The organism is Bradyrhizobium sp. LB13.1 (assembly GCF_054056815.1).
On the sequence record NZ_JBSRYQ010000001.1, the window covers coordinates 794,026 to 817,167 of the forward strand.

Annotated in this window: 15 protein-coding genes and 5 pseudogenes; 7 read left to right on the top strand and 13 right to left on the bottom strand. The window is 64.4% G+C overall.

Annotation, left to right across the window (positions count from 1 at the left end):
* Positions 1-150 precede the first annotated feature (150 nt).
* Complete coding sequence (locus ACVWYI_RS03750; protein WP_456661272.1) at positions 151-954, top strand: HesA/MoeB/ThiF family protein; 804 nt, start codon at positions 151-153, stop codon at positions 952-954.
* 9 nt (positions 955-963) lie between these two features.
* Here ACVWYI_RS03750 and ACVWYI_RS03755 read toward each other — a convergent pair whose 3' ends face one another.
* Complete coding sequence (locus ACVWYI_RS03755; RefSeq protein WP_456661273.1) at positions 964-1,971, bottom strand: aldo/keto reductase; 1,008 nt, start codon at positions 1,969-1,971, stop codon at positions 964-966.
* Positions 1,972-2,086: 115 nt separating this feature from the next.
* Between ACVWYI_RS03755 and ACVWYI_RS03760 the strand changes: the two are divergent.
* A pseudogene (locus ACVWYI_RS03760) lies at positions 2,087-2,994 on the top strand (LysR family transcriptional regulator).
* Between the two features lie 12 nt (positions 2,995-3,006).
* On the opposite strand, the gene ACVWYI_RS03765 reads toward ACVWYI_RS03760, so the two are convergent.
* Complete coding sequence (locus ACVWYI_RS03765) at positions 3,007-4,008, bottom strand: 2-hydroxyacid dehydrogenase (RefSeq protein WP_247352833.1); 1,002 nt, start codon at positions 4,006-4,008, stop codon at positions 3,007-3,009.
* Between the two features lie 324 nt (positions 4,009-4,332).
* Between ACVWYI_RS03765 and ACVWYI_RS03770 the strand changes: the two genes are divergently transcribed.
* Positions 4,333-4,863, top strand: coding sequence for an SH3 domain-containing protein (locus ACVWYI_RS03770; protein ID WP_247352834.1), 531 nt, complete (start codon positions 4,333-4,335; stop codon positions 4,861-4,863).
* Positions 4,864-4,994: 131 nt separating this feature from the next.
* Here ACVWYI_RS03770 and irrA read toward each other — a convergent pair whose 3' ends face one another.
* Complete coding sequence (irrA, locus tag ACVWYI_RS03775; RefSeq protein WP_276001300.1) at positions 4,995-5,486, bottom strand: iron response transcriptional regulator IrrA; 492 nt, start codon at positions 5,484-5,486, stop codon at positions 4,995-4,997.
* 351 nt (positions 5,487-5,837) lie between these two features.
* Here irrA and fabA point away from each other — a divergent pair.
* The 3 genes and pseudogenes from fabA to fabI all read left to right on the top strand — a co-directional run bounded on the left by fabA (position 5,838) and on the right by fabI (position 8,563).
* Positions 5,838-6,360 (top strand): annotated as a pseudogene (gene fabA / locus ACVWYI_RS03780) (bifunctional 3-hydroxydecanoyl-ACP dehydratase/trans-2-decenoyl-ACP isomerase).
* Positions 6,361-6,399: 39 nt separating this feature from the next.
* Positions 6,400-7,624, top strand: a pseudogene (gene fabB, locus ACVWYI_RS03785) (beta-ketoacyl-ACP synthase I).
* Positions 7,625-7,762: 138 nt separating this feature from the next.
* A complete protein-coding gene (gene fabI, locus ACVWYI_RS03790) occupies positions 7,763-8,563 on the top strand; it encodes an enoyl-ACP reductase FabI (RefSeq protein WP_456661274.1) in 801 nt (266 codons plus the stop codon).
* Here fabI and ACVWYI_RS03795 read toward each other — a convergent pair.
* Together ACVWYI_RS03795 and ACVWYI_RS03800 are read right to left on the bottom strand one after the other, a co-directional pair.
* Complete coding sequence (locus ACVWYI_RS03795) at positions 8,560-9,273, bottom strand: GNAT family N-acetyltransferase (protein WP_456661275.1); 714 nt, start codon at positions 9,271-9,273, stop codon at positions 8,560-8,562. The two genes, fabI and ACVWYI_RS03795, sit on opposite strands and share 4 nt — an antisense overlap.
* A gap of 7 nt (positions 9,274-9,280) precedes the next feature.
* Positions 9,281-10,207, bottom strand: a complete 927-nt coding sequence (locus ACVWYI_RS03800; protein ID WP_247352842.1) for a hydrogen peroxide-inducible genes activator — start codon at positions 10,205-10,207, stop codon at positions 9,281-9,283.
* Between the two features lie 114 nt (positions 10,208-10,321).
* Between ACVWYI_RS03800 and katG the strand changes: the two are divergent.
* Positions 10,322-12,491, top strand: a pseudogene (gene katG, locus ACVWYI_RS03805) (catalase/peroxidase HPI).
* Positions 12,492-12,610: 119 nt separating this feature from the next.
* Here katG and pnp read toward each other — a convergent pair.
* From pnp to rimP, 8 genes and pseudogenes are all read right to left on the bottom strand, one after another.
* The gene (gene pnp / locus ACVWYI_RS03810; RefSeq protein WP_456661276.1) at positions 12,611-14,764 is read right to left on the bottom strand and encodes a polyribonucleotide nucleotidyltransferase; all 2,154 of its coding nucleotides are present in this window, start codon (positions 14,762-14,764) and stop codon (positions 12,611-12,613) included.
* Between the two features lie 378 nt (positions 14,765-15,142).
* Positions 15,143-15,412, bottom strand: a complete 270-nt coding sequence (rpsO, locus tag ACVWYI_RS03815) for a 30S ribosomal protein S15 (protein ID WP_092027405.1) — start codon at positions 15,410-15,412, stop codon at positions 15,143-15,145.
* Between the two features lie 2 nt (positions 15,413-15,414).
* On the bottom strand, positions 15,415-16,533 hold the full coding sequence (gene truB, locus ACVWYI_RS03820; RefSeq protein ID WP_456661277.1) for a tRNA pseudouridine(55) synthase TruB: 1,119 nt from the start codon (positions 16,531-16,533) through the stop codon (positions 15,415-15,417).
* Positions 16,530-16,961 (bottom strand): 30S ribosome-binding factor RbfA, encoded by a 432-nt coding sequence (gene rbfA / locus ACVWYI_RS03825; RefSeq protein WP_247352848.1) that lies wholly within the window; start codon positions 16,959-16,961, stop codon positions 16,530-16,532. Before rbfA ends, truB begins: the two co-directional genes overlap by 4 nt.
* Positions 16,962-17,116: 155 nt before the next feature.
* A pseudogene (infB, locus tag ACVWYI_RS03830) lies at positions 17,117-19,815 on the bottom strand (translation initiation factor IF-2).
* Positions 19,816-19,886: 71 nt separating this feature from the next.
* A complete protein-coding gene (locus ACVWYI_RS03835; protein WP_456661278.1) occupies positions 19,887-20,570 on the bottom strand; it encodes an RNA-binding protein in 684 nt (227 codons plus the stop codon).
* Positions 20,571-20,592: 22 nt separating this feature from the next.
* Positions 20,593-22,203 (bottom strand): transcription termination factor NusA, encoded by a 1,611-nt coding sequence (gene nusA, locus ACVWYI_RS03840; protein ID WP_247444563.1) that lies wholly within the window; start codon positions 22,201-22,203, stop codon positions 20,593-20,595.
* Between the two features lie 2 nt (positions 22,204-22,205).
* On the bottom strand, positions 22,206-22,985 hold the full coding sequence (gene rimP, locus ACVWYI_RS03845; RefSeq protein ID WP_456664478.1) for a ribosome maturation factor RimP: 780 nt from the start codon (positions 22,983-22,985) through the stop codon (positions 22,206-22,208).
* Between the last annotated feature and the right edge of the window lie 157 nt (positions 22,986-23,142).

The following is a 23,142-nucleotide window of genomic DNA, read 5'->3' on the forward strand; positions in this document are numbered from 1 at the left end:
GATAGAGCCCACGGACACAGGCCCTCATCCTGAGGAGCGGCCTCAAGGCCGCATCTCGAAGGATGGCTCCGGGCGATATCGGGGCCGTCATGGTTCGAGACGCGCGTTCCGCGCTCCTCACCATGAGGGTTGAGAGAACGAAGGACGACGATGCTGAGCCCGGACGAACTCGAACGTTATGCCCGCCATATCGTGCTGCGCGATGTCGGCGGTCCCGGCCAGGCTGCGCTGAAGCGGGCCTCCGTGCTGGTGATCGGCGCCGGCGGGCTCGGTGCACCGGCCCTGATGTATCTGGCTGCGGCAGGGATCGGCACGCTCGGCGTGGTCGACGACGATGTGGTGTCGCTCTCCAACCTCCAGCGCCAGGTCATTCACACCACGCCCGATATCGGCCGGCACAAGGTCGAGAGCGCGGCCGAGCGAATCACCGCGCTCAATCCGCACGTCCGCTTCGTCGGCCACGCCACTTGGCTCAACGCCGACAACGCGCTCGGCCTGATCGGCGACTACGACCTCGTGCTCGACGGCTCCGATAATTTCTCGACGCGCTATCTGGCCTCGGACGCCTGCTTCTTCGCGAAGAGGCCGCTGATCACCGCCGCGCTCGGGACCTTCGACGGCTCGCTCACCACCATCCGCGCGCATGAGAAAAACGACGACGGCAAGTTCAATCCGACCTATCGCTGCCTGTTCCCGGAGGCGCCGCCGCCCGGGACCGTGCCGGCCTGCGCGGAAGCCGGCGTCATGGGCGCGCTTGCGGGCGTGATGGGATCGATGATGGCGCTGGAGGCGATCCGCGAGATCGTCGGCTTCGGCGACGGCCTGGTCGGCCGCCTCCTGATGATCGATGCGCGCGCGATGCGCTTCGAGACGTTGCGCTATGGGCGCGATCCGGCCAATCCTCTCAATGGCGATGGGCCTGTGATCACTGACCTCAGCACCCATCGTACCTGATCGCAGCCGTTAAATCGTGGCCGGCTTCTCGCTGTCGAGGTGCGCCATCTGCTCGGCCGCGTAACGCGTACCGGCGGCGACATCGGGCGGGAAGGCCTTTGCCAGCACCGCGAGATGACCCGGCGTCAGCGTGACCTTGGTCGCGCCGAGTGCTTCGCTGAGACGGTTGCGGGTGCGAGCGCCGACCAGCGGCACGATCTGCTTGCCTTGCGCCGCCACCCAGGCGATCGCGACCTGCGCCGGCGTCGCACCGATCTCGGCGGCGATGGCGCGCAGCTGCTCGGCCAGCGCGAGATTGGCATCGAGGTTCGCGCCCTGGAAGCGCGGGCTCATCAGCCGGTAGTCCTTGCCGGTCTTGCCGGAATCCTTCGACCAATGGCCGCTGATCAGGCCGCGCGCCAGCACGCCGTAGGCGGTGATTCCGATGCCGAGCTCGCGGCAGGTCGTCAGGATGTCGCGCTCGATGCCGCGTTCGATCAGCGAATATTCGATCTGGAGATCGGCGATCGGATGCACGGCGTGCGCGCGGCGGATGGTGTCGGAGCCAACCTCGGACAGACCGATATGTTTGATGTAGCCGGCCTTCACGAGCTCGGCGATGCCGCCGATGGTCTCCTCGATCGGGATGTTGGGATCGAGCCGCGCCGGACGGTAGACGTCGATGTAGTCGGTGCCGAGCCGCTGCAGCGAATAGGCAAGGAAGTTCTTCGTTGCGGCCGGCCGCGAGTCGATCCCGGCGAATTCGCCGGCGGGGCCGCGCAACGCGCCGAACTTGACGCTGATCTGCACTTTCTCGCGCGGAACGTCTTTCAGCGCCTCGCGGACCAGCATTTCATTGTGGCCCATGGCGTAGAAGTCGCCGGTATCCAGCAGCGTGATGCCGGCATCGAGCGCCGCGTGGATCGTGGCGATGCTCTCGCCGCGATCGGCCGGGCCGTAGACCTCGGACATGCCCATGCAGCCGAGACCGAGGGCGGAGACGGTGGGGCCGGTTGAACCGAGTTTGCGCTGTTCCATGATGGCTCTCCTCGAAAAGGCGCTGACCGCGCCGGGTGACGAGGCCTGATATGCGCCTGATCGATTACGCCGATAAGCTGGACAATCGAGAATGGCTTGTTCATTCTAGCGAACAATGGCCGAACCCGACCTGCGTGATCTCGACGTCTTCGTGGCGGTCGCCCGCACCCGCAATTTCCGGCGCGCGGCGGTCGAAATTCGCGTGTCGGTGTCGAGCCTTAGCCAGCGGCTACGGGAGCTGGAGGAGCGCCTCGGCGTCCGCCTGATGAACCGCACCACCCGCAGCGTCGCCCTGACCGAGGCGGGCGAGCTGCTGCTATCGCGCGTGGCGCCCGCCTTGCGCGATGTCGGCGACGCCCTGGATCAGGTGCGGGGCCTGCGCGAGGTGGCCTCGGGCCGCCTGCGCATCAACGCACCGCCCCCGGCGGTCGACCTCGTGCTGGCGCCGATGGTCGGGCTCGTTCCTGGGGGCGTATCCGCAGGTCGATCTCGACGTCGTGTCCGAAAGCGGGTTCGTCGACATCGTCAGCGCCGGCTTCGATGCCGGCGTGCGCTACGGCGAGCATCTCGCGCAGGACATGGTGGCGATCCCGCTGAGCGGCCCGCAGAACTATGTCGTCGTCGCATCGCCCGATTACGTCGCGCGCCGCGGCATACCCAGGCATCCGAAGGACCTGCTCGACCATGATTGCATCCGCGCCCGCTACTCGAGCGGCGTCATGCATGATCTGGAGTTCGAGAAGGCCGGTCAGTTGGTGAAGGTAGATCCGCCGGCCAGGCTGATCTCGACCAATATGGGCCTCGCGATGCGCGCTACGCTCGACGGCGTAGGTGTGTGGGCGACGCTCGATGGCTACGTCCATGACGCCGTGAAATCCGGCGCGCTGGTCAGCCTGCTCCAGGATTGGTGCGAACCGTTTCCCGGACCGTTTCTCTATTATCCAAGCCGGCGCCAAACGCCCGCCGGCGCTGCGCGCCTTCATCGATTTCACAGCAGACTGGCGCAAGCGCGAAACGCGCTGAGACACTGAACCCTCAGAGCATGCTCGGCAGCACGCGATCCGGCGGCTTGTGGGCGTCGAGGAAGGTGCGGATGTTGATGATCACCTTCTCGCCCATCTCGACGCGGCCTTCGATGGTGGCCGAACCCATATGCGGCAGCAGCGTCACCTTGCCGGCCTTGGCGAGCCGCACCAGCTTCGGGTTGACCGCGGGCTCGTGCTCGTAGACGTCGAGGCCCGCGCCGCCGATCTCGCCGCCTTCGATCAGCTTGATCAGCGTGTCCTCGTCGGTGACCCCGCCGCGCGCGGTGTTGACGATGTACGCGTCCTTGCGGATCAGCTTCAGCCGGCGCGCCGAGAGCAGATGGTAGGTCGCCGGCGTGTGCGGACAGTTCACCGAGATGATGTCCATCCGCGCCAGCATCTGGTCGAGGCTTTCCCAATAGGTCGCGCCCAGCTCTTCGGCGATCTTCGGCGCCACGGGCCGGCGGTTGTGATAGTGGATCTGCAAGCCGAAAGCGCGGGCGCGGCGCGCGACCGCCTGGCCGATGCGGCCCATGCCGATGATGCCGAGGCGCTTTCCCCCGATGCGATGACCGAGCATCCAGGTCGGCGACCAGCCGGGCCAGGGTTTTCCTTCCGTGAGGATCGAGGCGCCTTCGATCATCCGCCGCGGCACGGCGAGGATCAGCGCCATGGTCATGTCGGCGGTGTCTTCGGTCAGGACTTTTGGTGTGTTGGTGACGGTGATGCCGCGGGCGTGCGCGGCCTCGACGTCGATGTTGTCGACGCCGTTGCCGAAATTCGCGATCAGTTTCAGCTTGCAGTCGGGCTGATTGACGATGTCGGCAGAGATGTGATCGGTAACGGTCGGAACCAGCACGTCGGCGGTGCGCGCGGCTTCCGCGATCTGGTCGGCCGACATCGGCGCGTCGTCGAGATTGATCCGCGCGTCGAACAGTTCGCGCATCCGGGTCTCGATCGAGTCCGGAAGCTTGCGCGTCACCACGACGAGGGGCTTTTTCTTCACAGACATGTTCTGCCCTCATGAGGCGTCGCGGGCCACCTCTGTCACCAAAGGCCGGCCGTTGAGGCCTCATTAACCCGGTTGTTCGACACTGCCTTTGCCGTGTCGTCCCCGGCGTTTCCTTCAAGCTCTCCCGACATTTCCGGCCGGAAAATCGGGGCAAACTGGTTGTTCAGACGTCCGTCCTCTCTAGCAGAAGGCCGGGCCAAGACAAGAACCACGGGCAAAGGGCTCGGGAACACCCGCGTGGGGCGGGTCGGGGCTGGTGCGGCACGGTATTGGAATTGTGGGTGAGGGCCCGGCTCGGCCGGACCTTCGACAGGAGACGGGTTGATGGCGTTGGGGCGTTTTTGTTCGGTGATGGCGCTCGTTTGCACCTGGTTGAGCGCTTCGGTCAGCCCCGGGCATTCGGCGAAGGACAACACACCCCAGACAGCCTCGGGCCTCCCGGTGCCGCGCTACGTCAGCCTCAAATCGGATCACGTCAACGTCCGCGCCGGTCCCACCAAGGACAATGACGTCGCCTGGGTCTATACCCGCTCCGGCCTGCCGGTCGAAATCACCGCGGAGTTCGAGAACTGGCGCCGGGTGCGCGATTCCGAGGGTGCCGAGGGCTGGGTCTATCACTCGCTGCTGTCGGGCCGCCGCACCGCTGTCGTCACCATGAAGCACAAGGACGACCTCGCGCCGATCTACGATCGCGCCGATCCCGACAGTGCGGTTGCAGCCAAGCTTCAGGTTGGTGTCGTCACACAGGTCAAGAGGTGCAGCGCAAACTGGTGCCACGTCCTCGGCAACGGTTTTGACGGCTGGATCCAGCAGGAGCGCCTCTGGGGCGTCTACTCGGACGAGCAGGTGAACTGAGGCTTAGGGGCAATCCCTTGCCTCCAATCCCTTGCCTCGTGGCATCAACGGACTTTGCATCTGGCCCAAAAAACGTGGATGGCCGGGACAAGCCCGGCCACGACGACTAAATCAGCAGTTTAGGATTGATCTCAGCGCTTCTTGCGCAACCGCACGACCATATCGATGCGGGCGATCTCGTAACCCGCGGGCACCTCCGGCATCTTGGACAGCGCCAGATGCGGATCCTCGATGTCGACCAGCTCATGGCTGTTCTCGAGGTAGTAGTGATGGTGGGTCGTGACGTTGGTGTCGAAATAGGTCTTGGTGCCGTCGACGCTGACCTGACGGAGCAGACCGGCATCGGTGAGCTGGTTCAGCGTGTTGTAGACGGTCGCCAGCGAGACCGGCACCTTGGCCAGCGTCGCTTCCTCGTAAAGCATTTCAGCCGTGAGGTGGCGTGCACCCTTGCCGAACAGGAGCCAGCCCAGCGCCATGCGCTGGCGCGTCGGACGAAGCCCGGCGGATTGGAGCATTTCGTTGACGTCGTGCCACGGGCAGCCGGTCAAAGCCGGCTGGCGGCCGGACATAAGAGCCGCCGCATGGGCCTCTTCGTCGTGATGGGGCGCGTTATTTTCGCTCATTTCCAGCTTCGGGCACGCGTGAACACTATCTTCCTCAACATATATGGAGAGATAGATGCAGATGCAAGTTTCTCGCAACTAGAGTGGTTCTAATCAGCCAAGGAACCGGGCCGAGCCCCGGTCATTTTACCTTCATGAGAGCGCTTTGCCACCCGAAATGGCCTGTGTTAGAGAGCCCGCGGTTCCGCTTAACCGATTTTGGCGCAGCCCAGGCATTGAGGGCCGCTCGCAATCCATCCGGTCCTTCGTATTCTCGTTTGACGATGGCAACGGACGTTGCTTTTCGAGCAGGACTGGGCCCATTTTTGCCGGAAACGCCGCTCAATCGGGTTAGAACACAGAGGCTTCCGCATGCTGAACAGGCGCAACGGCTACGAATATGAAGATCTGCTGGCATGTGCCCGCGGCGAGATGTTCGGCCCGGGCAATGCCCAACTGCCGCTGCCCGCCGATGCTCATGTTCGACCGTATTACGGACATCAGCGAGACCGGCGGCGAATTCGGCAAGGGGGTGGTGCGTGCCGAGCTCGACGTGAAGCCCGATCTCTGGTTTTTCGGGTGCCACTTCAAGAACGATCCGGTGATGCCCGGCTGCCTCGGCCTCGACGCGCTGTGGCAACTGGTCGGCTTTTATCTGGGGTGGAGTGGTGGTGAAGGTCGCGGCCGCGCGCTCGGCCTGAACGAGCTGAAGTTCAGCGGCCAGGTGCTGCCGGACGCCCGCAAGGTTGTGTACAACATCGATATCAAGCGCGTGATGCGTTCAAAGCTGGTGCTGGGTATCGCCGACGGATGGCTTTCGGTCGATGACCAGATTATCTATCGCGCGAAGGATTTGAAGGTCGGCCTGTTCAAGCAGGGCACGAGCCTGGGCTGAGCGCATCACCACGAAGACAACGATTGAAGCGAGGCTGTCATGAGGCGGGTTGTGGTCACCGGGATGGGCATTGTCTCCTCCATCGGAAACAACACCCAGGAAGTGCTTGCAAGCCTTCACGAGGCGAAGTCGGGCATTTCGCGGGCTGAGAAATACGCGGAGCTCGGCTTCCGTTCGCAGGTGCAAGGTGCGCCGACGCTCGATCCTTCGACGGTGGTCGACCGCCGCGCCATGCGTTTCCTCGGTCAGGGCGCGGCGTGGAATCACGTCGCGATGGAGCAGGCGATCCAGGATTCCGGCCTGTCGCCTGACGAAGTGTCCAACATCCGCACTGGCATCATCATGGGCTCCGGCGGTCCGTCCGCTCGCACCATCGTCGAGGCCGCCGACACCACCCGCACCAAGGGGCCGAAGCGCGTCGGACCGTTTGCAGTACCGAAGGCGATGTCCTCCACCGCCTCCGCGACGCTTGCGACCTGGTTCAAGATCAAGGGCGTGAACTATTCGATCTCGTCGGCCTGCGCCACGTCGAACCATTGCGTCGGCAACGCCTATGAGACGATCCAGATCGGCAAGCAGGACGTCATCTTCGCCGGCGGCTGCGAGGAGCTGGACTGGTCGCTGTCGGTGCTGTTCGACGCCATGGGCGCGATGTCCTCGAAGTACAACGACACGCCCGCCACGGCCTCACGTCCCTACGACATCAACCGCGACGGCTTCGTGATTGCCGGCGGCGCCGGCGTGCTGGTGCTGGAAGAGCTCGAGCATGCCAAGGCGCGCGGCGCGCGCATCTACGGCGAGATCGTCGGCTACGGCGCGACGTCTGATGGCTACGACATGGTCGCACCGTCAGGTGAAGGCGCCGAGCGCTGCATGCGCATGGCGATGTCGACCGTGAAGACCAAGATCGACTATATCAATCCGCACGCGACCTCGACGCCGGCCGGCGATCCGCCGGAGATCGACGCGCTCCGCAGGGTGTTCGGAAGTGGCGAGAAGTGTCCGCCGATCTCGGCGACCAAGGCACTGACCGGCCACTCCTTGGGCGCAACCGGCGTACAGGAGGCGATCTAATTCGCTGCTGATGATGAACAACGGCTTCATTTGCGAGAGCGCGCACATTGTGGAGCTCGATCCCGCATTCGCCGACATGCCGATCGTGCGCAAGCGTATCGACAACGTCAAGATCGGTACGGTGCTGTCGAACTCCTTCGGCTTCGGCGGCACCAACGCCACGCTGGTGTTCAGCCGGCTGGATGCGTGAGGTCCTTGCGGACGCCCTGGTAATTTTCTCGTCATGGCCGGGCTTGTCCCGGCCATCCACGTCTTGGCCGCCGGCTTCGAAGGGCGTGGATGCCCGGGACGAGCCCGGGCATGACGAAAGTGGAAAGCGATCGAAACGATGCAGGAATTGATGAAAGGCAAGCGCGGTCTGATCATGGGCATTGCCAATGATCATTCGATCGCCTGGGGCATGGCGAAGACGCTGCATGCCCACGGCGCCGAGCTTGCCTTCACCTTCCAGGGCGAGGCCCTGGGCAAGCGTGTCAAGCCGCTGGCGGAGCAGCTTGGCGTCGACATGGTGCTGCCCTGCGACGTCGAGGACCTTGCCAGCGTCGACGCCACATTCACGGCCTTGCGCGAAAAGTGGGGCCGGCTGGATTTCGTGATCCACGCGATCGGATTCGCCGACAAGAACGAGCTCAAGGGCCGCTACGCCGATACCAGCCGCGAGAATTTTTCGCGCACCATGGTGATCTCCTGCTTCTCGTTTACGGAGATTGCAAAACGCGCCGCCGAGCTGATGACTGAGGGCGGCAGCATGATCACGCTGACCTTCGGGGCCTCGATGCGCGCGATGCCGAACTACAATGTGATGGGCGTGGCCAAGGCGGCGCTGGAAGCCTCGGTGCGCTATCTCGCCTCCGACTTCGGGCCGCGCGGCATCCGCGTCAACGCGATTTCCGCAGGCCCCATCCGCACGCTTGCCGGCTCGGGCATCGGCGAGGCGCGCGCGATGTTCGCCTTCATGCAAAAACATTCGCCGCTTCGCCGCGGCGTGACGCTCGACGAGCTCGGTGGCTCGGCGCTGTATCTGTTGTCGGATCTCTCCGGCGGCGTGACCGGCGAGATCCACTATGTCGATTCCGGCTACAACATCGTCCTGATGCCGAAGCCGGACGACCTTTCAATGCCTGATTAACCCGCCGCGATCGTCTCCGCGCGCTGGAACGCCGGCCGCGCCATGCGGCGCGCGAGACACGCGTCGAAGGCCGGGCGCGACGGCACTGTCTTGAACAGGCGCACCGCAAAGTTCAAGCCCGATCCGATCGTGATGTCGGCGGCCGAAAATTCATCGAGAATCCACGGCCCGTTGGCGAGCGCGGCTTCCAGCACGTCGAAGACCTGCGTCGCGCTGCCCGCAAGCTGCACCCAGAGCTCGCTGTCTATCCAGCGGGCCGCTGCCGCCGCCACCGATAATACTTCATCATGAACCCGTTCGACGGCTCGATCTCTTGCTTCTCGAACACAAAGCCTTCGCGTTCGTACCAGCGCCAGGCTTTTTCGTTTTCGGCGGACGCAGCGCAGATACATCTCGTCCGGCATTTGCGTGCGCGTGAAGGCGAGCAATTGGCGGCCGAGCGATTGGCCCTGATAGGCGGGCGCGACGAACAGCATGTCGAGATAGAGTTTTGGCAGATGCAGCGCCAGCATCGCGGCGATCGTGCCGTTGTCGTCGGCGGCGAACAGGCTCCAGCCACCCTCGATCTCGCGCCGGATGCGCGCACGCAGGTTCGCGAGCAGGAAGTTGCTCGTCTCGCCGAGTCCGGTCGAGACCCAGCTCTCCATCCAGACGCGGCCGATCTCGTCGTATTCGTCCGCGCGGGCCGGGCGGATGATGGGGTGGGACATCGGGGACTCAGGCCGGCTGGCTGCGCGCGGATGGCCGTGCGCGCACCTTGCCGGCCGACAGGCACACCACCTCGGAGATCTGAAGCAGTTGGCGCGCGAGCGGGCTGGTCTTGCGCCAGACCATGCCGATGGTGCGCGACGGCTGCGGGTCGCGGAAGCGCGTGAGCGAGACCGACGCCGATCGCGTCTCCACCGACACCGCCATCTCCGGGATCAAGGTGACGCCGATGCCGGCGCTGACCATCTGGACCAGCGTCGACAGCGAATTGGCATCCAGCATCTCGCGCGGCGGCGCCGATTGCATGTTGCAGAACGACAGCGCCTGATCGCGGAAGCAGTGCCCCTCTTCGAGCAGCAACAGCCGCATCTCGCGCATCATCTCCCGCGATGGTGCCGGCGTCCCCTCATCCGCTCCCGGCCGCACCAGCAGGAATTTCTCCGCGAACAGGGCGACCTCGGTGAGCGAGGGCTCGGACACCGGCAGCGCGACGATGGCGGTGTCGAGTCGGCCTTCCACCAGTTCCTGGATCAGCCGCGGCGTCATCGTCTCGCGCACGCGGATGTCGAGCTCCGGATGCATGCGCGTGAGATTCTTGGTGATCGTGGGCAGCAGATAAGGCGCGATCGTCGGGATCATGCCGATGCGCAGCCGTCCCGAGAACCGGTCCTGCGAGGCGCGGGCGAAATCGCCGAGTTCGTCGACTGAGCGCAAAATGTCGCGGACGCGCTGCGCGAGTTCCTCGCCAAACCGGGTCAGCGCCACCTGTCGCGCGCTGCGCTCCAGCAGCAGGCCGCCGAGCGCCTCCTCCATCTCCTTGATCTGCATCGACAAGGCCGGTTGCGAGATGGAACACGATTCAGCCGCGCGGCCGAAATGGCCGTGGCGCGCCAGCGCATCGAAATATCGGAGCTGCCGCATCGTCAAGTTGATCATCAGAAAATCTTATCGCAGTGATCATTAAAGTCAACTTCCCCTGATCGAACGCGAAGCTTAGAGTGGTTCTACGTGGTCAAGGGCGCGAGTTCGACGCCACCAGAGGAGGTATTCATGGACGACACTTCGAAGTGCCCGTTTTCGGGTGGAAAACGCGTGCCAACGAACCGCGATTGGTGGCCAACTCAGCTCAGCATCGAGATGCTGCACAAGAATTCCGGCCTGTCCGATCCGATGGGCAAGGAATTCGACTACGCCAAGGAATTCAAGACGCTCGACCTGAACGCGGTCATCAAGGATCTGACCGCTTTGATGACGGAATCGCAGGAATGGTGGCCCGCCGACTTCGGTCACTATGGCGGTCTCATGATCCGCATGGCCTGGCACAGCGCGGGCACCTACCGCACCACGGACGGCCGCGGTGGCGCCGGCGCCGGTCAGCAGCGTTTCGCGCCGCTCAACAGCTGGCCCGACAACGCCAACCTCGACAAGGCGCGCCGTCTGCTCTGGCCGATCAAGCAGAAATACGGCCGCAAGATTTCCTGGGCCGATTTGATGGTGCTGGCCGGCAACGTCGCGCTGGAATCGATGGGCTTCAAGACCTTCGGTTTCGCCGGTGGCCGCGCCGACGTGTGGGAGCCGGAGGAGCTCTATTGGGGTCCCGAAGGCACCTGGCTGGGCGATGAGCGCTACAGCGGCGAACGCCAGCTCGCCGAGCCGCTCGGCGCCGGTGCAGATGGGCCTCATCTACGTCAATCCGGAAGGCCCGAACGGCAAGCCGGATCCGATCGCCGCGGCCAAGGACATCCGCGAGACCTTCTTCCGCATGGCGATGAATGACGAGGAAACCGTCGCACTGATCGCCGGCGGCCATACCTTCGGCAAGACCCATGGTGCTGGCGATCCGTCTCTGGTGGGACCGGAGCCGGAAGCGGGCGCGCTCGAGGATCAGGGCCTCGGCTGGAAGAGCAAGCACGCTTCGGGCATCGGCGGTGATTCCATCACCAGCGGTCTCGAGGTGACATGGACGACGACGCCGACGAAGTGGAGCAACAACTTCTTCGAGAACCTGTTCAAGTACGAATGGGAGCTGACGAAGAGCCCGGCGGGTGCGCAGCAGTGGACGGCCAAGGGCGCGGAGGCGATCATTCCGGACGCTTTCGACAAGTCCAAGAAGCATCGGCCGACCATGCTGACCACCGATCTCTCGCTGCGTCTCGATCCCGCCTATGAGAAAATCTCGCGGCGCTTCCTGGAGAATCCCGATCAGTTCGCCGACGCCTTCGCCCGCGCCTGGTTCAAGCTCACCCATCGCGACATGGGTCCGGTCGTGCGCTATCTCGGCCCGCTGGTGCCGAAGGAGACGCTGATCTGGCAGGATCCGATCCCGGCCGTGAATCACGAGCTGGCCAGCGAGCAGGATATCGCCTCGCTGAAGACGAAGATCCTGGCCTCGGGTCTGTCGGTGCCGGAGCTGGTCTCGACGGCCTGGGCGTCGGCCTCGACGTTCCGCGGCTCGGACAAACGCGGCGGCGCCAACGGCGCACGCATCCGCCTCGCCCCGCAGAAGGACTGGGAGGTGAACGAGCCGGCTCAGCTCTCGAAGGTCCTGGGCAAGCTCGAAGCGATCCAGAAGGACTTCAATGCGTCATCCGGTGCGAAGAAGGTCTCGCTGGCGGACCTCATCGTGCTCGGCGGCACCGCCGCGGTCGAGAAGGCCGCGAAGGATGCCGGCGTCGGCATCAAGGTCGGCTTCACGCCGGGCCGCATGGATGCCTCGCAGGAGCAGACCGACGCTGCCTCCTTCGCTCCGCTGGAGCCGCGGGCCGATGGCTTCCGCAACTACACCGGCAAGCGGCAGCAGTTCATGATGCCCGAGGAGGCTCTGGTCGATCGTGCGCAGCTGCTCCGGCTTACCGGCCCGGAGATGACGGCGCTCGTCGGCGGTCTGCGCGTGCTCGGTGCCAATGCGAACGGTTCGAAGAACGGCGTCCTCACCTCGAAGGTGGGAACGCTGAGCAACGACTTCTTCGTCAACCTGCTCGACATGAGCACGCAGTGGACGCCGACCGGCACTGACGGCAGCTATGAGGCCCGCGATCGCAAGACCAACGCGGTGAAGTGGACAGGCACGCGCGTCGATCTGATCTTCGGCGCACACTCGCAGCTCCGCGCCTACGCCGAGGTCTATGCCACGTCGGACTCCAAGGAACAGTTCGTCAAGGACTTCGCCAAGGCCTGGACCAAGGTGATGAACCTCGACCGGTTCGACCTCGCGGCTTGAGGTGTTTGACCTCTCCCGCAAGCGGGAGAGGGGCGCATTTCGACCGGAGCAGGCACAACAGCACAAACAAAAAGGGCGGCCGAAAGGCCGCCCTTCATGTTTCTGATGCAGCGGAGCGATTACTCGCCGGCCGCTTCGCGCGGAGCCTTTTCGCCCTCGCCCTTGCCTTCGAGGTCTTCGCCGGTCTCCTGGTCGACCACCTTCATCGACAGGCGGGTCTTGCCGCGGTCGTCGAAGCCGAGCAGCTTGACCTTGACCTTATCGCCTTCCTTGACGACGTCGGAGGTCTTCTGCACGCGCGCCGAGGCGAGCTGGCTGATGTGGACGAGACCGTCCTTGGAACCAAAGAAGTTCACGAAGGCGCCGAACTCCATCACCTTGACGACGGTGCCATCATAGATCTGGCCGACTTCCGGATCGGACGCGATCGACTTGATCCACTTGATCGCGGCCTTCATCGCCTCGCCGTCGCTGGAGGCGACCTTCACGGTGCCGTCGTCCTCGATGTTGACCTTGGCGCCGGTCTTCTCGACGATCTCGCGGATCACCTTGCCGCCGGTACCGATCACTTCACGGATCTTGTCGGTGGCAATCTTGAAGGTCTCGATGCGCGGCGCATATTCGCCGAGCTCGGCACGGGCATTGGTAAGCGCCTTGGACATCTCGCCGAGGATGTGGATACGACCATCCTTGGCCTGACCGAGCGCGACCTTCATGATCTCTTCGGTGATGCCTTCGATCTTGATGTCCATCTGGAGCGAGGTGATGCCCTGCTCGGTGCCGGCGACCTTGAAGTCCATGTCGCCGAGATGGTCCTCGTCACCGAGGATGTCGGAGAGAACCGCGTAGCGCTTGTCTTCGAGGATCAGGCCCATCGCGATGCCCGCGGTCGGCCGCTTCAGCGGCACGCCTGCGTCCATCAGCGCGAGCGAGGCGCCGCAGACCGAAGCCATCGACGACGAGCCGTTGGATTCGGTGATCTCCGACACCACGCGCGTGGTGTAGGGGAACTCGTGGTGCGGCGGCAGCACGGGGTGGATCGCGCGCCAGGCAAGCTTGCCGTGGCCGATCTCGCGGCGCTTGGTGCCGCCGAGGCGACCGGTTTCACCGACCGAGTAGGGAGGGAAGTTGTAGTGCAGCAGGAACGTCTCTTTGTACGTTCCTGACAGTGCGTCGATGTACTGCTCGTCCTCGCCGGTGCCGAGCGTGGTCACGACCAGCGCTTGGGTCTCGCCGCGGGTGAACAGCGCCGAGCCGTGGGCGCGGGGCAGCACGCCGACTTCGGCGATGATGTTGCGCACGGTCTTGGAGTCCCGGCCGTCGATGCGCTTGCCGGTGTCGAGGATGTTCCAGCGAACGATCTTGGCTTCGAGCTTCTTGAACACGCCGCCGATGCGCAGCTTGTCGTATTTCGGCTCCTGCCCTTCGGGGAAGTAGTGGGCGATCACCTTTTCCTTGACCTTGCCGACCGCGGCGTAGCGATCCTGCTTGATCGGAATGGCGTAGGCGGCGCGCAATTCCTGCTCGACCATGCCGAGCATTTCCTTTTCGAGCGCCGAATTGTCGATCGCGGTGACCTCGCGCGGCTCCTTCGCGGCCTTCTCGGCGAGCTCGATGATCGCGTTGATCACCGGCTGGATGTGGCGGTGACCGAACATCACGGCGCCGAGCATGATGTCTTCGTTCAGTTCCTTGGCTTCCGATTCCACCATCAGCACGGCGTCGGCAGTGCCGGCGACGACAAGGTCGAGCTGGGTGTCGACCATCTCGTCGAGGGTCGGGTTGAGGATGAACTCGTCATTGGCGAAACCGACGCGCGCGGCGCCGATCGGGCCCTTGAACGGAGCGCCCGACAGGGTCAGCGCGGCCGACGATGCCACCAGCGCCACGATGTCGGGATCGTTCTCCATGTCGTGCGAGAGCACGGTGACGATCACCTGGGTCTCGTTGCGCCAGCCGTCGACGAACAGCGGACGGATCGGACGGTCGATCAGGCGGGAGACCAGCGTCTCCTTCTCGGTCGGACGGCCCTCGCGCTTGAAATAGCCGCCGGGAATGCGGCCGGCTGCGTAGGTCTTCTCCTGATAGTCGACGGTCAGCGGCAGGAAGTCGACACCTTCGCGCGGGGTCTTTGCCGCGACGACGGTGGCGAGCACCACGGTCTCGCCGTAGGTCGCGACGACGGCGCCGTCGGCCTGGCGGGCGATCTTGCCGGTTTCAAGCTTGAGAGGGCGTCCGCCCCAGTCGATCTCGACCGAATGCTTATTGAACATAGATGTCTTCTTTCATGGGTTCTCGAAAGAAGGACGGCTCGAAAAACAAAAACCATGCGCAAGATTGCGGGACGTTGATCGAAGCGGGCGATCAGCGTCCTGCGATCCTGCCATGGTTTTTGGATTTCGGATGGCGTCCATCCTTTCGGGTCATACGGGCGCCTTGCCCGTTGTGCCCAGCCGCCGGATTGCTGCTGGACTGTCAGTCGGCACGAACGCGAACACCAAACCTTGGGTCTTCGCCCATCATGCCCCGGATGCGAACCGTCAACGGCCCGTACCCGACGCGCACGCAGCCTCGATCAAAAACCTTTAAACAAGCGCTTTCGTTCGAAACCACGCGCGAAAACGCGCGCCGTTGGGCGCGCGCAAGAACTCTTAACGACGAATGTTGTGCTTCTCGAGCAGCGCCTTGTAGCGGGCCTCGTCCTTCTTCTTCACATAGTCGAGGAGCGAGCGGCGGGTCGACACCAGCTTCAAGAGGCCGCGACGCGAATGGTTGTCCTTCACGTGGGTCTTGAAATGGCTCGTGAGGTTGGCGATGCGTTCCGAAAGGATCGCGACCTGAACCTCTGGCGAGCCGGTATCGCCGGCTTTGTTGGCATTCGTCTTGATGACTTCCGCTTTGCGTTCTGCGGCAATCGACATCGTCAATTTCTCTCGTTGCGAACGGCGCTGGCAGTCAGGCCGGTCAGGTTGAACACACGCTTGGGGATGATTTCGCCATTGCCAACTTCGGCAAGCGCGAGAAGCCGGCCTGCCACCGTGACATAGACTGTGCCGCTCGAAGTGGGCGCATCCCGTCCGCGCAACAAAACGGCCTGGCCCCGATGGAGCCTTGCCGCATCAGCCCGAGTGACGGCCAGTGCCGGGATGTCGTCCAGCGCGGTCTCAACGGGCATAAGCGCGTCGGCGAGGCTCCCCTCGCCGGACGCGGCTCTATCGCACAAAGCCTCCAACTGATCCAGCGGAATCATGTCGTTCTCGCCAAATGGGCCGACCAGGGTCCGCCGCAGCGCGCAGATATGGCCGTAAGTGCCGAGAATCCGGCCCATATCGCGGGCCAGCGCGCGGACATAGGTGCCCTTGCCGCACTCGGCCTCGAACACGGCGTGGTCACTACCTGGTTGATTTACAAGGCTTAAACGGTGAATCTCGACTGGACGCGGGGCCAGTTCCACGATCTCGCCGTCGCGGGCGAGGTCGTAGGCACGCTCGCCCTTGATCTTGATCGCGGAATAGCGCGGCGGGATCTGCTCGATCACCCCTGTGAAACGGGGCAGCAGGGCCTCGATGGCCTCCCGGGTCGGGCGCTGGTCGGAGGTTGCGGTAGCCCGGCCCTCGATATCGTCGGTATCGCGCTCCTCGCCCCAGCACACGGTGAACTGGTAGCGCTTGCGGCCGTCCATGACGAAGGGGACGGTCTTGGTGGCCTCGCCGAGCGCGATCGGCAGGCCGCCGGAGGCGAGCGGATCCAGCGTGCCGGCATGACCGGCGCGTTTGGCGTTGAACAGGCGCTTGAGCACGGCAACGGCCTGCGTCGAGGTCATGCCGATCGGCTTGTCGAGCACGACCCAGCCGTGGACGTCGCGGCGGTCACGGCGCGGCTGGTTGCCTTTCTGCTTGTTGGCGCGCGGATCGTTGTTGACGCGGCGCGGCTCCTGATGCGGCTGGGAATTGCCGTCCACGTCCGCAAAATTATTTTTCTGCACGTCGCGCTGATCGGGCTCTTCGCCGCCGATCGTGCCGTGAGCCGGGTCCATCGTCATTGCTCTTCTTCCCGATCCGATTTCGGATCCTGTTCCAGGTCCTTCTGCACCGCAGGTGTTCGCAAAAGTTTCTCGATCCGTTCCGCTTCGTCGAATCGTTCATCGACGCGGAAGCGAAGGTCAGGTGCAAATTTCAGGTTAACGCGCCGCGCGACTTCGCCGCGCAGGAACTTCTTGTTGCGCTCGAGCGCAGCGATAATGACCTCGGTGTCGCGACCACCGAGCGGCATCACATAGACTGTTGCAAGCTTCAGGTCGGGCGACATCCGTACCTCCGGCACGGTGATGATGTGACCTTCGAGGTCTTCATCATGCACATTGCCTTGCGCCAAAATCTCGGCCACCGCATGGCGAACCTGCTCCCCGACACGCAACTGGCGCTGCGAGCCGCCGGGTGCGGAACTTTTTTTCTGATGATGGCTGGGCATGGTCGAAAATTACCTCGTCATGCGCGTGTATGGGACACGAGCATTGTCATTTGTTCTGTTGAAACGAATGCGGTGAGATGGCCGGAATAAATCCGGCCATCTCACTCCCGCAATTTCAGCTCAGAAAGATCCAGGCGCTTCGGTAAGATTTGGACTTACAGGGAGCGCTGGATCGTCTCCACGCGGTAACACTCGATCACGTCACCGGCGCGCATGTCGTGATAGTTCTCGAAGGCCATGCCGCATTCCTGACCGGACTGGACTTCCTTCACTTCGTCCTTGAAGCGCTTCAGCGTCGACAGCTTGCCTTCGTGCACGACGACGTTGTCGCGGATCAGGCGCACGTTGGCGCCGCGTTCCACGGTGCCGTCGGTAACGCGGCAGCCGGCGACCTTGCCGATCTTGGAGATGTTGAAGATCTCCAGGATCGCGGCATTGCCGAGCATGGTTTCGCGCAAGGTCGGCGCGAGCAGGGGCCGCTCATGGCCTTCTTCACGTCGTCCACGAGGTCGTAGATGATGTTGTAGTAGCGGATCTCGATGCCGTTGCGCTTGGCGGCCGCAGCGGCCTCCTTGTTCGCTCGAACCGAGAAGCCGATGATCGCGGCGTTAAAACCTTCCGCGAGCGTCACGTCCGATTCCGAGATGCCGCCGACACCGGCATGCAGGATACGCGCGGCGACTTCGTCGGTGCCCAGCTTCTCCAGCGAGCCGAGGATCGCTTCCAGCGAGCCCTGCACGTCGGCCTTGATGATCAGCGGGAATTCCTTGCGGCCCGCCGTCTTCAACTGCGACATCATCTGCTCGAGCGAGCCGCGCATGCCGGAGATCGAGGCAGCCGCGTTCTCGCGCTTCTGGTGCGCGCGGTAGCTCGTGACCTGACGGGCGCGGGCTTCGTTCTCGACCACGGCGAGACGATCGCCGGCTTCCGGCGGACCGTTGAAGCCGAGCACTTCGACCGGTACCGAGGGACCGGCTTCCTGAACCGTCTCACCCTGATCGGAGATCAGCGCACGGACGCGGCCCATCTCGGCGCCGGCGACGATGATGTCACCGACACGGAGCGTGCCGCGCTGGACCAGCACGGTCGCGACCGGACCACGGCCGCGATCGAGCTTGGCTTCGATCACGGTGCCTTCGGCCGGGCGCTCCGGATTGGTCTTCAGGTCGAGGATGTCGGCCTGGAGCGCAATCATCTCGAGCAGCTTGTCGAGATTGGTCTTGTTCTTCGCGGACACTTCGACGTCGACGACTTCGCCGCCGAAAGATTCCACCTGCACCTCGTGCTGCAGCAGCTCGGTGCGCACGCGCTCGGGCTTGGCGTCGGGCTTGTCGATCTTGTTGATGGCAACGATGATCGGTACCCGCGCCGCCTTGGCGTGGTTGATGGCTTCGATCGTCTGCGGCATCACGCCGTCATCGGCCGCAACCACCAGCACGACGATGTCGGTGACCTTGGCGCCGCGGGCGCGCATCGCGGTGAACGCGGCGTGGCCGGGCGTGTCGATGAAGGTGATCTTCTTGCCGCTCTCGGGCGACACCACCTGATAGGCGCCGATATGCTGGGTGATGCCGCCGGCTTCGCCGGAGACAACGTTGGCATGACGGAGCGCATCGAGCAGCGAGGTCTTGCCGTGGTCGACGTGGCCCATCACGGTCACCACCGGCGAGCGCGGCTCGGTATCGGTGGGATCGTCGATGGCGTCGAACAGGCCTTCTTCAACGTCGGACGCGGCAACGCGCTTGACGGTGTGACCGAGCTCTTCGGCGATCAGCTGCGCGGTGTCGGCGTCGATCACGTCGGTGATCTTGTGCATCGCGCCCTGCTTCATCAGCATGCGGATGACGTCGACCGCGCGCTCGGCCATGCGGTTGGCGAGCTCCTGGATCGTGATCGCTTCCGGAATGATCACCTCGCGGATGAGCTTTTCCTTCGGCTCGTTCGCGGCATGGCCCTTCAGGCGCTGGGTGCGGCGGCGGAACGAGGCGATCGAGCGCTCGCGCACATCGTCGGCATTGAAGGCGGTGACGACCGTCAGGCGGCCGCGCTCCTTCTGCGGGCCGGGCTTCTGGGTGGGCTTGGGGGCTACCACAGGCCGCGCAGCGCCGCCGGGACCGCGACGGATCTGGCGCGGACCCTCGTCCTCGTCCGGTCCGGCTGCGACAGCGGGGGCGCGACCCACCGGGCCTCCCGGCCGCGTGGTCGTCCCAGGCCGCGCGGTCGTTGTTCCCGGGCGTGCCGTGGTGCTCGTTCCGGGGCGCGCCGTGGGCGCTCCGGACCGCGGTGCAGTAGCGGCAGAGGTCGCGGTTGCAGGGCGCGCCGCAGATTGCGGCTGCTCGCCTTCGCCAAAACGCTTCTTGGCCTCGGTTTCGGCCTTCCGCTTGGCTTCCTCTTCGTGGCGGTGACGCTCGTCCTCGGCCTTGCGGCGGGCTTCAGCGGCCTCGCGGTCGGCGCGTTCGGCGGTTTCGCGGACAGCGCGGCGCTGAGCCTCTTCCTCGGCACTACGACGCTCTTCGACTTCGCGCACCTTGGCATCGGCCAGCGCGCTGGCGCGGGCGGAACGTTCGTCCTCGGTCAGCGTGCGCAGCACCACGCCGGAGCCGGTGTTGCGCGGCGGAGCCGCGCGTGCGGGAGCAGGCGCCGGCGCGGCCGGCGCGGGCTTCGCCACTTCGGCCACCTGCGGCTCGGGGGTGCCGTCGACACGGCGCTTGCCGCGCTTCTCGACCACGACCTGCTTGCTACGGCCATGGCTGAAGCTCTGGCGCACGGTGCCCGTTTCGACGCGCGGCTTGAGCGATAGCGTCTTGCTCGGAACGCTCAGCTTCTTGTCGCCAGGGGTCTTGGTATCAACCATTAAGCAGTCCTAATCCTGATCTTGTTGTCGTTGTGCGTTGCCGCACCGTGCTATCGGGTGGTCGTTGTCTCTCAGAAATCCTGGCCGGGCATTTCGGCAGTCTTGTCAACGTGCGCCAGCCGGTATCGGACCAGCATCTGGCTACGTGACAGGAATGACTTGCTCGCCGGGCCCGCGAGCAGGGCAGCATGTATCACATTTGACCGGGTAAGTGCCAAATCCAATTCTATTGATTTCAGCGCGGTGACGACGGGAATCTGCGGCTTGGAGCCGCGATTTCCGTCATTTTGACGCGCCAGCATGTCCAATTTGCGGATTCCGTCCGCGGCCCCGTCGCTGGCATGGATCAGGACCTCGGCCGTACCTCCCCGAAGCGCGCTTTCGACCTTGCCGAAGCCGGCCACAATCTGGCCCGCCTTGGCGGCAATCCCGAGGGCTTCGGTCACGCCCCGAACCAGAAGCGCCTCGATGTCGGCGGGAAGCGTCTGAGGGATGCGCAGCTGGCGCTTGAAGGCTTTGGTAAAGTGGTGACGCCGCACGGCTTCCGCAACCACCTCGCGCGAGGCGGTGACCCACATGCCGCGTCCGGGCAGCTTGCGCTTGAGATCGGGAACTATGTCCCCTTGGGGCGAGACGACGAAGCGGATCAGCTCGTCGATCGGCCGGACCTCGCGGCTGACCGCGCACATCCGCATGGTTGCGGACTTCTCAGTCCGCGGTCCATGGTCGAGTTCGGGGTCAGTATCGGCGAGCATCCGGGTGACATCCTCCTTCGCCCTAAGCCGGCTGATCTTCGGCCGCCTCGGCCTCCTCAGCCGGCTTGGCGAGATCGGCCTCGGTGATCCAGCCGGCCTTGACGCGGGCCTGCATGATCATCGCTTCGGCATCGTCACGGGAGATCTCGAGGCCGTCGAGCGCGCCCGGATATTTGGTCTGCTCGCCGCCTTCCTTGCGCTCGGTCCAGCCGACCAGATCGTCAGTGGCGCAGCCGGCGAGGTCGTCGACCGTCTTGATGTCGTTCTCGCCGAATTTCACCAGCATCTTCGAGGTGACGCCGGGCACGTCCTTGACGGCGTCCTCGACGCCGAGCTCCTTGCGCCTGGCCTCGATCTCGGCTTCCAGCTGTTCGAGATATTCACGAGCGCGGTTCTGGAGTTCCTGCGCGGTCTCCTCGTCGAAGCCCTCGATGCCGGCGAGCTCCTTGAGGTCCACCATCGCGAGTTCCTCGACCGAGGTGAAGCCTTCGGACGCCAGCAACTGACCGACCACTTCGTCGACATTGAGCGATTCCATGAAGACGCGGGTGGAATTCTCGAAGTCGGCCTGGCGGCGCTCCGATTCCTCCTGCTCGGTCAGGATGTCGATGTCCCAGCCGGTGAGCTGCGAGGCCAGACGCACGTTCTGGCCGCGGCGACCGATCGCCAGCGAGAGCTGGTTGTTGGTGTCGGGCACGACGACCTCGATGCGCTCGCGGTCTTCGTCGATGACGACCTTGGAGACTTCGGCCGGCGCCAGCGCGTTGACCACGAAGGTCGCGATGTCGGGCGACCATGGGATGATGTCGATCTTCTCGCCCTGCAATTCGTTCACCACCGCCTGCACGCGCGAACCGCGCATACCGACGCAGGCGCCGACCGGATCGACCGAGGAATCGCGGGAAATCACGCCGATTTTCGCGCGCGAGCCGGGATCTCGGGCAACCGCCTTGATCTCGACGATGCCGTCATAGATCTCGGGTACTTCCTGCGCGAACAGTTTTGCCATGAACTGCGGATGGGTGCGGGAGAGGAAAATCTGCGGGCCGCGGGTCTCGCGGCGGACGTCGAAGATGTAGGCGCGGACGCGGTCACCGTTGCGGAACACTTCGCGCGGCAGCATCTCGTCGCGGCGGATGATGGCCTCGCCGCGGCCGAGATCGACGATCACGCTGCCATATTCGACGCGCTTGACGACGCCGTTGACGATGTCGCCGATGCGGTCCTTGAATTCCTGATATTGCCGGTCGCGCTCGGCTTCGCGCACCTTCTGCACGATCACCTGCTTGGCCGACTGCGCGGCGATGCGGCCATATTCCAGCGGCGGCAGGGTGTCTGCGATGGTGTCGCCGACCTGGGCACCGGGATTGGCGCGCTGCGCATCCACCAGCGAGATCTGGTTGGAATGGTTTTCGACCGTCTCGACCACCAGCATGTGGCGCGACAGCCGCAGCTCGCCCTTCTTCGGGTCGATCTCGGCGTGAACATCAGTCTCGCTGCCGTAACGTGCCCGTGCCGCCTTGGCGATGGCGTCCTCCATCGCCGCGATCACGATGCCGCGGTCGATCGATTTCTCGCGTGCAACGGCGTCGGCGATCTGGAGCAATTCAAGTCGATTGGCGCTGACTGCCATGGCTAGTCTCCTTCGTCAGGATCGATCTCGCCCCGTCGCGCGCGTTCGGCGGCCAGGCGATGTTTCTTGGTATTGGTCGGGGCCGGCTTCTTTGTAGTGGTCGGCGCCGGCTTCTTTGTCGGCTTCGTGTTCTTGGTCGTTTTTTCGCTGATGCCGGCGTGCGGTGCAGCCGGCGGCTCCAGGCCCAGATTGCGGCGCATCTCGCGTGCCTGGGCCTTGCCGCGGCGCATGGATTCCGCGATCAGCTCGTCGGTCAGCACCAGCCGTGCCTCGGCGATATCCTCCATCGTCAGGAGAACGTCGGCAGCCTCATCCGCCTTGACGTCGTCGCGATGCAGATGCACGCGATCGCCTTCGACGGGACCGATCGTGCCGCGGAACCGCTTCCGCCCCTCATGGGCGACCGCCATCTCGATCTTCACCAGATGCCCGGCATAACGCTCGAAGTCGGAGCGGCGAACCAGCGGGCGGTCGATCCCCGGGGAAGAGATTTCCAGACGATAGGCGCGATCGACGAGGTCGGCGACGTCGAGCACGGGCGACAGCGCCCGCGAGATCGCCTCGCAATCCTCGATCTGCATCGAGCCGTCAGGCCGCTCGGCCATGACCTGCACGGTGCAGCCGGATTCCCCGGAAATGCGGATCCGCACCAGGCGGTAGCCCATGCCTTCGAGCACCGGCCCCGCGACCGCGGACACCCGTGCCGCCACACCCGGCTCGACCACGAGCCTCGGCTCGGCCAGCAGTTCGGCATCCGTGGAACCAGGGTTCGGCTCGGTCATGTCAGGGGTCAAGGCGCTCGATATGGTTAAGGCTTGGTTTAAGATTTCAAAGCCCGTTCGGAACTCTCCCGACAGATCGCCGGGCCGCACACCTTCCGCCAAGCCGCGTTCAGGTAATAAAAAAGAGCGGGTCCTTTCGGGCCCACTCTCATTACGC